At 42.6% G+C, this 10142-nt stretch carries 13 protein-coding genes; 5 read left to right on the forward strand and 8 right to left on the reverse strand.

Features of this window, described 5'->3' with window-relative positions; all coding sequences use genetic code 11:
• Window positions 1-53 precede the first annotated feature (53 nt).
• From cgtA to rplU, 3 genes are all read right to left on the reverse strand, one after another.
• Window positions 54-1229 carry an Obg family GTPase CgtA gene (gene cgtA, locus ACGF5R_RS04660; RefSeq protein ID WP_112877182.1) on the reverse strand — a complete coding sequence of 392 codons (1176 nt, stop codon included), beginning with the start codon at window positions 1227-1229 and terminating at the stop codon, window positions 54-56.
• A 127-nt stretch (window positions 1230-1356) separates the two neighbouring features.
• The gene (gene rpmA, locus ACGF5R_RS04665) at window positions 1357-1614 is read right to left on the reverse strand and encodes a 50S ribosomal protein L27 (RefSeq protein WP_036776537.1); all 258 of its coding nucleotides are present in this window, start codon (window positions 1612-1614) and stop codon (window positions 1357-1359) included.
• A gap of 19 nt (window positions 1615-1633) precedes the next feature.
• Window positions 1634-1942: a 50S ribosomal protein L21 gene (gene rplU / locus ACGF5R_RS04670; protein ID WP_011148618.1), complete on the reverse strand. Its 309-nt coding sequence runs from the start codon at window positions 1940-1942 to the stop codon at window positions 1634-1636.
• Between the two features lie 251 nt (window positions 1943-2193).
• Here rplU and ispB point away from each other — a divergent pair, with 251 nt between their 5' ends.
• Window positions 2194-3165: an octaprenyl diphosphate synthase gene (ispB, locus tag ACGF5R_RS04675; protein ID WP_112877181.1), complete on the forward strand. Its 972-nt coding sequence runs from the start codon at window positions 2194-2196 to the stop codon at window positions 3163-3165.
• 21 nt (window positions 3166-3186) lie between these two features.
• Here the strand turns inward: ispB and ACGF5R_RS04680 are convergent, their stop codons facing one another.
• Window positions 3187-3567 carry a DNA-binding protein gene (locus ACGF5R_RS04680; RefSeq protein WP_041380418.1) on the reverse strand — a complete coding sequence of 127 codons (381 nt, stop codon included), beginning with the start codon at window positions 3565-3567 and terminating at the stop codon, window positions 3187-3189.
• A gap of 76 nt (window positions 3568-3643) precedes the next feature.
• The gene (locus ACGF5R_RS04685; protein WP_112877180.1) at window positions 3644-3991 is read right to left on the reverse strand and encodes a DNA-binding protein; all 348 of its coding nucleotides are present in this window, start codon (window positions 3989-3991) and stop codon (window positions 3644-3646) included.
• A 185-nt stretch (window positions 3992-4176) separates the two neighbouring features.
• Between ACGF5R_RS04685 and ACGF5R_RS04690 the strand changes: the two genes are divergently transcribed.
• A complete protein-coding gene (locus tag ACGF5R_RS04690) occupies window positions 4177-4443 on the forward strand; it encodes a helix-turn-helix transcriptional regulator (protein WP_011148622.1) in 267 nt (88 codons plus the stop codon).
• A gap of 101 nt (window positions 4444-4544) precedes the next feature.
• Here ACGF5R_RS04690 and mdh read toward each other — a convergent pair whose 3' ends face one another.
• Window positions 4545-5483: a malate dehydrogenase gene (gene mdh, locus ACGF5R_RS04695; RefSeq protein WP_112877179.1), complete on the reverse strand. Its 939-nt coding sequence runs from the start codon at window positions 5481-5483 to the stop codon at window positions 4545-4547.
• 454 nt (window positions 5484-5937) lie between these two features.
• On the opposite strand from mdh, the gene argR reads away from it, so the two are divergent.
• Window positions 5938-6408, forward strand: coding sequence for a transcriptional regulator ArgR (gene argR, locus ACGF5R_RS04700; protein ID WP_011148624.1), 471 nt, complete (start codon window positions 5938-5940; stop codon window positions 6406-6408).
• Window positions 6409-6452: 44 nt separating this feature from the next.
• Here argR and mpl read toward each other — a convergent pair whose 3' ends face one another.
• Window positions 6453-7823 (reverse strand): UDP-N-acetylmuramate:L-alanyl-gamma-D-glutamyl-meso-diaminopimelate ligase, encoded by a 1371-nt coding sequence (gene mpl / locus ACGF5R_RS04705; RefSeq protein WP_112877178.1) that lies wholly within the window; start codon window positions 7821-7823, stop codon window positions 6453-6455.
• 165 nt (window positions 7824-7988) lie between these two features.
• On the opposite strand from mpl, the gene fbp reads away from it, so the two are divergent.
• Together fbp and ppa are read left to right on the forward strand one after the other, a co-directional pair.
• Window positions 7989-8993 (forward strand): class 1 fructose-bisphosphatase, encoded by a 1005-nt coding sequence (fbp, locus tag ACGF5R_RS04710; protein ID WP_112877177.1) that lies wholly within the window; start codon window positions 7989-7991, stop codon window positions 8991-8993.
• 171 nt (window positions 8994-9164) lie between these two features.
• A complete protein-coding gene (gene ppa / locus ACGF5R_RS04715) occupies window positions 9165-9695 on the forward strand; it encodes an inorganic diphosphatase (protein ID WP_112877176.1) in 531 nt (176 codons plus the stop codon).
• 99 nt (window positions 9696-9794) lie between these two features.
• Here the strand turns inward: ppa and ACGF5R_RS04720 are convergent, their stop codons facing one another.
• Complete coding sequence (locus ACGF5R_RS04720; protein ID WP_011148628.1) at window positions 9795-10142, reverse strand: gamma-glutamylcyclotransferase; 348 nt, start codon at window positions 10140-10142, stop codon at window positions 9795-9797.

Genomic DNA, 10142 nt, shown 5'->3' on the forward strand with positions numbered 1-10142 from the left:
AAAATTGGCGCCACAAAGATGGCGCCCTTAGCTATGATGAGAAAGTGAAAAAATCAGTGTTTGTAAATAACTTCAACGCCTTCATCGTCATCTTCGTCCCAATCGTCATCCCAGTCATCGTCTATTTCCGAAACCTGTTCCAATTGCTTCTTATGGTAGTCATCCCACATGAATTCAACTTTCTCAGGCTGAGCTTCACCTTCTGTTCTGCTCATATTACGAGGCTGAGTTTTCATAAACTCCATAATATCCCAGCAAAGCGCTTTAACTCCCAGGCGATTTATCGCTGAGATCACATAAAAGTCGCCTTCCCAACCCAATTCATCAGCAATAGCTTGGGCACGCTGTCTAGCTTCTTCTGGCTCCAACAGATCAACTTTATTGAACACCAACCAACGTGGTTTCTCTGCCAATTTTTCACTGTATTGCTGTAGCTCGTTGACAATAATCCGGGCATTTTCAACAGGATCTGATTCATCAACAGGACAAATATCGATTAAGTGCAGCAATACCCGGCAACGTTCCAGATGTTTCAAGAAGCGAATACCCAAGCCAGCGCCATCGGAAGCACCTTCAATGAGCCCTGGAATATCAGCCACAACGAAACTTTGTTCGTTATCCATCCTTACTACACCCAAGCTTGGTACCAGAGTGGTAAATGGATAATCTGCAACTTTTGGTTTAGCGGCAGAAACAGCACGGATAAAGGTGGATTTGCCTGCATTTGGCATCCCTAGCATACCAACATCTGCCAACAACATCAGTTCCAGCATCAATTCACGAGTTTCACCTGAAGTCCCCATCGTTCTTTGACGAGGGGCCCGGTTAACAGAAGATTTAAAGCGGGTATTGCCAAGCCCATGGAATCCACCTTTTGCTACCATTAGACGCTGTTCATGACGAATCATATCGCCTAAAACCTCACCGGTTGCTGCATCACGGACACGGGTCCCAACAGGGACTTTAATCGTGGTATCCTGACCACGCTTGCCTGTACAATCACGGCTTTGGCCATTTTGTCCACGTTCTGCCCGAAAGGATTTTTCAAAACGATAGTCAATCAGTGTATTGAGATTTTCATCTGCTAGCAGATAAACATCCCCACCATCCCCACCATCCCCACCGTCTGGCCCACCTTTCGGAATATATTTTTCACGACGGAAGCTGACACAACCATTGCCACCATCCCCTGCAACAACCAGTATTCTGGCTTCATCTACAAATTTCATATTTTTTCTCCGTATGATAGCCATTACAGTGCTGGACGGCCGTGTTACCCAGAGATGGCGTACTTTAGAATATAAAAAGCCCCGCAACACATGCAGGGCTTCTGATTCGGTTTATAACTCGAAAAACTTATTCAGCTTCGATGCTGATAAATTTGCGGTTTTTCGGGCCTTTAACTTCGAATTTAACTTTCCCGTCAGCTAATGCGAACAGGGTGTGATCACGACCACAACCAACGTTATCGCCAGCGTGGAATTTAGTACCACGTTGACGAACAATGATGCTGCCTGCTAATACAGACTCGCCACCAAAACGTTTTACACCCAGACGTTTGCTTTCAGAATCGCGGCCATTACGAGTTGAGCCGCCAGCCTTTTTGTGTGCCATTAATCTGCTCTCCTAAATCTTAAGCGATGCCAGTGATTTTAACATCGGTGAACCACTGACGGTGGCCTTGCTGCTTACGGCTGTGTTTACGACGACGAAACTTAACGATTTTAATTTTCTCGCCACGACCGTGGGCAACCACTTCAGCTTTGATTTTAACGCCTTCAACGACAGGAGCGCCGATTTTGATGTCATCACCATTAGCGACCATCAGAACCTGGTCAAACTCAACAGTTTCACCCGTTGCGATGTCCAGCTTTTCCAGGCGAATTGTTTGACCTTCGCTGACTCGGTGTTGTTTACCACCACTTTGGAAAACCGCGTACATATAAACTCCGCTTTCCGCACGCCCCCTTAAATATCATTCCAGAGCGCACTATAAATATTCATAATAGGGCGCGAATTCTACGCAAAAAAGCCTAAGAAGACAAGAGCAGAATTAGAGCAGATGATAAAAAAACACAGTTGCTGAATTGTCATTTATTTAGACTGTTTTTCGAGTACAATCAAGACACAGCAATAACTATTTTAATGTTAATATGAACATAACTCTGCATTAAAACCCATAGCCGAAAAAATATGAATTTAGAATCCATTATCAAGCTAACCGCTGATGATATGGCAGCGGTAAATGAAACCATTCTTAGTCAATTGAATTCTGACGTTACTCTTATCAATCAGTTGGGCTACTACATAATCAGTGGTGGTGGAAAACGCATTCGCCCAATCATTGCCATCCTGGCTAGCAGAGCATTGGGTTATCAGGGTGATAAGCATATTACTGTTGCTGCATTAATTGAATTTATCCACACAGCGACTCTGTTACATGATGATGTAGTGGATGAATCAGACATGCGACGTGGCAAAGCGACTGCCAATGCCATGTTTGGTAATGCAGCAAGCGTGCTGGTTGGTGATTTTATATACACGCGCTCTTTCCAGATGATGACAGCGCTTAACTCCATGCGAGTTCTTAAATTGATGTCAGAGGCAACCAATGTTATCGCTGAAGGCGAAGTTTTACAGTTGATGAACTGCAATGATCCAAATATTTCTGAAGATGATTATATGCGGGTGATTTACAGTAAAACAGCCCGATTGTTTGAAGTCGCCGCGCACTCTTCCGCAATTCTATCTAACGCCACCCCAGAGCAAGAAATGGCTTTACAAAATTACGGACGTTATTTAGGTACTGCATTCCAGTTGATTGATGATTTACTGGATTATAATGCTGATAGCGATACATTAGGCAAAAACACCGGTGATGATCTTAACGAAGGTAAACCGACATTGCCCTTGCTACACGCTATGAATCATGGCACTCCAGAACAATCAGCACTTATCCGTGAAGCAATTAAAAAAGGTAATGGCCGCCATTTACTCGAAACCGTACTAACAACCATGAAACAGTGCGGTTCACTGGAATATACCCGTAAACGAGCAGAGGAAGAAGCAGATAAAGCAATAGCTGCTTTGCAGGCACTGGAAAACTCCCCATACAAGCAAGCACTCGTGGGGTTAGCCCATATTGCCGTACAACGCCTTTCTTAATCGATAGAACGAAACCTGGGGTTAATCTGACTCCAGGTTTTTTTCTGCGTCTTCAACACCTACATCAATATAACCAATAAGTTTTGCGAGCCCCTCCCGAAGAATAAATTTCACAATTTTTTCCCGCTCAACTTTAGTTAATTGATAGTAAGCCTCAATCCAAATTAAGAATGGGTCTTGTCGTTTGTTTGTATAATCAATAGTACTTTCCCCTACGGATAGCACATTAAGTACATCTTCAGGCAAACTATTTATATGATATTCAAGAGCCTTGCCCTGAACACCCCGTTTACGTCTATATTCCCATCCTTCCCGCCTCGCCATCAGATTTATCCCCTGTGGCGAAGAAGGAAGTCCGGCAATACCAACCAGCTCTTTAGCTGAGTACCATTCTTTTTTCATACTTTTCTTCTCACTTTGCACCGGGATAATGAAGAAGAATCCAAGTTAGTTGGCATTTCTAATTTCCAAAAATGGGCTAAATAACAGAAAGTTTTTCTAAAAAACTTCTGATACCATCCCGTAAAATTATGGCTATCACAGCCTGTTTCTCAGATTCTGATAACTGATGAAAAGCACCAACCCAAATCGACAAAGGATCTTGCTTCTGCACCTGATATTCAGAAGATGATTCATGAAGCTCCAATGCTGCAATGGTCGTTTCCGGGAAACAGGAGTAGTGATACTCGACTGCTTTACCTTGTACACCTTGTCTTTTCTGACGTAACCACTCCTCTCGTTTTGCTCTGGCATTAACTCCTTGTGGTGATCCAGGTAACTCACCCACGCCGATTAACTCCTTGGCCGAATACCACTCTTTTTTCATCACGTTTCTCTATTTTTGTAACCAAGTTCAAAAAAGAAATTTTTAAGAAAAAATTTGGAAATACTTTTGGAAAAATAATGCTATTTTATTTCTCAATAACAGGTTTAAGTTCGTTATTGCTCTCATGCATACCTGTTATTTATACCACTAACATAGCATCAAATTTAATAAAAAAAGGATTAAAAATGATTTCAAGGAAATCTGATTGGCATCCTGCCGATATAATTGCAGCTTTACGCAAGCGGGGAACAACCTTAGCTGAGGTATCACGCAGAGCAGGACTCAGCTCATCGACCCTGGCGAATGCACTATCTCGTCCGTGGCCAAAGGGAGAATGGATAATTGCGAATTATCTGGAAATACACCCTTCAGAAATTTGGCCAAGTCGTTATTTTGATCCAAATACTGGAGAATTATTAGAAAGGAAAGTACGCGAACAAACAAATAATTAGCTAACGAATTATATTAGCTGAACAAAAACCGCCGGTAATTCGCTATACCAGCGGTTTTATTGTTTCATAGATATATATTTTTTATTTATAAAATATATTAATTAGTTATTAATAAATTTTTCGCCTAATTCTATATCTTTTCTCAATACATCTAGCATGCCTTCCAGTGCTTTCTGTTCAAAATCACTCAGCTCACCAACGTTCAAACGCTCTTCTACGCCATTTTTACCCAAACGAACTGGCTGGGCAAAGAAGCGAGCATATTTACCATCACCTTCAATATAAGCACATTCCACAACATCACTTTCACCTTGTAAGCCACGGACCAAAGAGAGGCCCAGACGAGCCGCAGCTTGCCCCATAGACAGAGTTGCAGATCCTCCACCCGCCTTAGCCTCAACGACTTCAGTACCGGCATTCTGAATACGCTTAGTTAAGGCAGCCAGCTCTTCATCAGTAAAGCTCACACCAGGGATCTGAGACAACAGAGGTAAGATTGTCACACCAGAATGACCACCGATAACGGGTACTTCGATTTCCTGTGGTTTTTTACCTTTCAATTCAGCAACAAAAGTATTAGAGCGAATAACATCCAGCGTTGTAACACCAAACAGGCGGTTTTTGTCATATACACCTGCTTTTTTCAGCGCTTCGGCTGCAATAGCCACAGTTGTGTTGACTGGATTAGTAATAATCCCAATCAGTGCTTTCGGGCAAGTTTTAGCCACTTGTTCTACCAGGTTACGAACGATCCCCGCATTAACATTAAACAGATCTGAACGATCCATACCTGGTTTACGGGCAACCCCAGCAGAAATCAATACAACATTTGCTCCTTCCAACGCTGGAGTTGCATCTTCACCAGCAAAGCCTCTAATTTTCACTTCCGTTGGAATGTGGCTCAGATCAACAGCCACCCCAGGTGTCACTGGAGCGATATCATATAAAGAAAGTTCTGAACCTGAAGGAAGCTGGGTTTTTAGTAGAAGAGCAAGCGCCTGACCAATACCACCGGCTGCACCGAGAACTGCAACTTTCATCCTGATACTCCTTAAATCGTTTATACTTTAAAATGCTGTGAATTCATCTAGTTAAGAACCATAGATTACTACGTTTTTGAAAACAATCGGTTAACAACCAAATTGTGGACTTACGCTCTAATAGTGGGACGCAAAAGTCGCCGTATTCTAGGCAAAATGCTTATCTGTTAATGAGATAACGGACACTATTTTGAGAATTTCCTTATGATTTTACGAAACAATTGGCTAAATACCTTACACCCAACAACAACGCCAAACAACATCATTTGATTAACAATATATTTACTTGATAACCGGCTAAAAAAGCAAATTTCCATATTCATATTTTATGAATTTCTATATAACATAAGACCAACTTTGCACGGTTCAAATTGGCTATAAAATCATTATTATTGCATAAAAATTCATTTATATGCATAATACAAGTTTCATAGCTGATTGAATATGGTGAAATATGCGCACTCCCTCTAAACAGGAAGACTTAGTAAAAGCTTTCAAGGCGTTATTGAAAGAAGAAAAATTTAGCTCTCAAGGTGAAATTGTCACTGCTTTACTGGAAGAAGGTTTTGAGAACATTAACCAATCCAAAGTCTCTAGAATGCTGACTAAATTTGGTGCTGTTCGCACCCGTAATGCTAAAATGGAGATGGTTTACTGCCTGCCTGCTGAGCTTGGTGTTCCTACTGCCACTAGCCCACTAAAAAATCTAGTATTAGACGTTGATTACAACCATCCTATAGTTGTGATTCGCACAAGCCCTGGTGCTGCTCAACTTATTGCTCGTCTGCTAGATTCTCTTGGTAAATCAGAAGGTATACTCGGCAGTATTGCAGGTGATGACACCATCTTCGTTACACTCACCAGAGATTCCACAACAGAACAGCTGCGTGGAGCCATCCTTGGGTTGTTCGAACAAGAGCTTTAAATGAACGCGCCAACATGGCGCGATTCATTTTCCCACTGCTATTCTCAGGATTGATAAGCTTTTTTATTCAGCTTAGAGAGTAATTTTTCATGAATATCACCAAACCCTCCATTACTCATAACCAGAATATGATCCCCCTGCTGCGCCTTATCAACAATCATATGCACCAGTGAATCTATATCAGCACTCCAATACGCTGGCTGAACACAGTGATCTGCAATTTCTGATACGTGCCATTTAATGTTAGCTGGCTGGAATAAAAATACTTTATCAGCACGCCCTAATGCTGGTGCGATCTCATTCTTACTCACACCCATTTTCATCGTATTTGAACGCGGTTCCAGTACGGTAATAATACGGGCTGTTCCTCCAACCTTACTACGCAGGGCTTCGAGTGTTGCCAGAATTGCTGTCGGGTGATGAGCAAAATCATCATAAACAGCAACACCGTTTTCCTCACCACGTAGTTCAAGGCGACGACGGGCATTAATAAATTCACTTAAAGCACAACAGGCATCTGCGGGCTGGACACCAACATGATGTGCAGCAGCAATTGCAATCAACCCATTGCGCATATTATGTTCACCCACCAGCGACCCGTTCACTTCTCCGACAACTTTGCCACCATAAAACACCTGATAATGACGGCTGTCTGTACTGATCTTTTTTGCCTGCCAGTTACCGGTTTCACCCACTAGTTCCAACTCACTCCAACAGCCCATAGACAAAACCTGTTTCAGGTTAATATCGTTATCCGGGACAAGAATCTTACCACTACCCGGAACGATCCTGACAAGATGGTGGAACTGCCTCTGAATAGCAGCCAGATCGCCAAAAATATCGCCATGATCGAATTCCAGATTGTTCATGATCAGCGTACGTGGGCTGTAATGCACAAACTTAGATCGTTTATCAAAAAAAGCGCTGTCATATTCATCAGCTTCTATTACGAAAAACGAGCTTTCCCCGATCTGAGCTGATGTTTCAAAATTCCCCGGAACACCACCGATTAAGAAACCTGGTTTATAACCACAAGCTTCCAAAATCCAGGCTAACATACCCGCAGTTGTTGTCTTGCCATGCGTCCCTGCAACCGCCAGCACCCAACGTTCTGACAAAACATAATCATGCAGCCATTGTGGGCCAGAAGTATAAGGGAGCCCACGCTCCAGCACAGCTTCTACACAAGGATTCCCACGGCTCATAATGTTACCGATGATGACCATATCTGGCACAGAATCCAACTGTGCCGGGTCATATCCCTGAATCAGATTAATCCCATGTTTTTCCAGTAAGGTACTCATTGGTGGATAAACATTGGCATCAGAACCAGTCACTTCATGACCAAGAGAACGAGCCAAAATTGCCAGTCCCCCCATAAAAGTGCCGCAGATACCAAGAATATGAATACGCATTGATTTCCTATTCCATAGCATGAAGTTAGCCACTATTCTAACCATCAAAAGCAAGATAAGAAATGGAATAGCCTATGAATCATCCCTTTCTTTGGCTAAACTGCTCGCGTAAGAGTGCAATGGACACTCTAAAACCACTATCAAATCACATTCAGGACTTTCGTCATGAAAACATTAGGCGAATTCATCGTCGAAAAGCAGCACGATTTTTCTCACGCTACAGGTGAACTCACTGCATTGCTTTCCGCTATTAAGCTCGGAGCAAAAATCATTCACCGTGATATCAACAAAGCCGGTTTAGTGGATATTTTAGGAACCAGCGGTGTGTCCAATATCCAAGGCGAGGTGCAGATGAAACTGGACCTGTATGCTAATGAAAAACTCAAAGCAGCACTGAAAGCACGCGGTGAAGTTGCGGGGATCGCTTCAGAGGAAGAAGATGATATTGTTATTTTCGAAGGAGACCGCGCTGAAAACGCAAAATATGTTGTTTTGATGGACCCATTAGATGGTTCTTCAAATATTGATGTAAACGTTTCCGTCGGTACTATCTTCTCTATCTACCGCCGTATTACCCCCATCGGCCAGCCAGTGACTGAAAAAGATTTCCTGCAACCAGGTCATCGTCAAGTCGCCGCCGGGTATGTTGTTTACGGTTCTTCAACTATGCTGGTCTACACCACCGGCTGTGGGGTACACGCCTTTACTTACGATCCTTCTTTGGGAGTATTTTGTCTTTCCCATGAGAAAGTTCAGTTCCCACCCAATGGCAATATGTATTCCATCAACGAAGGGAATTACATCAAATTCCCTATGGGGGTGAAGAAATACATCAAATATTGCCAGGAACAAGATGAAGCAACTCAGCGCCCTTATACCACCCGTTATATTGGTTCGCTGGTTGCTGATTTCCACCGCAATTTACTGAAAGGCGGCATCTACATTTACCCAAGTACCGCCAGCCATCCATCAGGAAAATTACGCCTGCTGTATGAGTGTAATCCAATGGCATTCCTGGCTGAACAAGCTGGCGGTAAAGCCAGTGATGGAGCTAATCGCATTCTGGATATCATCCCATCCAAACTGCATCAACGCGTCCCTTTCTTTGTGGGCAGTAAATCGATGGTAGAGAAAGCCGAGAGTTTTATGGCTGAGTTCCCAGATGAGTAATTTCATCGGTTAATGACGGATAAGCGGCGGGATTTTTCGTCGCTTTTTTAATTTTAACTAATGAGGTTAAAATACCCCTGCTTACTTGTCAGAAAAATGGAGAGTACTTTAAAAAATGTTTTGGCTATAATACTCCCCACTCTATTCTGGTTTGAAATAAAGGAAACTTTCATGAGCCTGAACTTAGTACCAGCAGGAAAAAAACTGCCTGAAGATATCTATGTCATTATTGAGATCCCTGCAAATGCAGATCCGATTAAATATGAAATTGATAAAGAATCTGGTGCGCTGTTTGTAGACCGTTTTATGTCTACCACGATGTTCTATCCATGCAACTATGGTTACATCAACAACACTTTATCTCTGGATGGTGACCCGGTTGATGTTCTGGTTCCCACACCATACCCACTACAACCAGGTTCTGTGATCCGTTGCCGTCCGGTTGGCGTTCTGAAAATGACTGATGAATCAGGTGAAGACGCGAAACTGGTTGCAGTTCCACATAGCAAACTAACCAAAGAGTATGATCACATTAAAGATGTGACTGATTTACCAGAACTACTGCGCGCTCAGATCACTCACTTCTTTGAGCGCTATAAAGATCTGGAAAAAGGTAAATGGGTTAAAGTTGATGGTTGGGATAATGTCGAAGCTGCTAAAGCAGAAATTATCTCCTCTTTCGAACGGGCCGCTAAGAAATAACTTTTCTCTGTTTAAATAATTAAAAAACCTCTGGGGAACATCACCGGCAGAGGTTTTTTAATACCATACTCCCTTTTTATGACAAAAAAGGATTTTTATTTACTCTTCCACATGGCGCTTCAACCAGTCACCACTTTTTATCCGCCGTAAACCGGTTATTGGAAACTGATAAAGATATATCCATGCATTGCCATACGGTGTCTGAATCAATTCCCTTACATACTCCCGCGAATTATCTTTCAAATCATCTAATTCTGTCAGTATAGTAGAATTGATTCGATATACCTCACATTCAATACTTCCGTCACCACGGATAACGGCAGGATAATGCCCAAGGTCATATAGCTCATAGCCTTCCAGCCGATGATCACCTAACCATTGAGCATCGGTCATCCAATGATGATTGCCCTGTTTGCGCCGTAAGCTGCCATAAACAATAATTCGCAT

This window comes from Photorhabdus sp. RM71S (genome assembly GCF_042879355.1).
GTDB classification, from domain to species: domain Bacteria; phylum Pseudomonadota; class Gammaproteobacteria; order Enterobacterales; family Enterobacteriaceae; genus Photorhabdus; species Photorhabdus kayaii.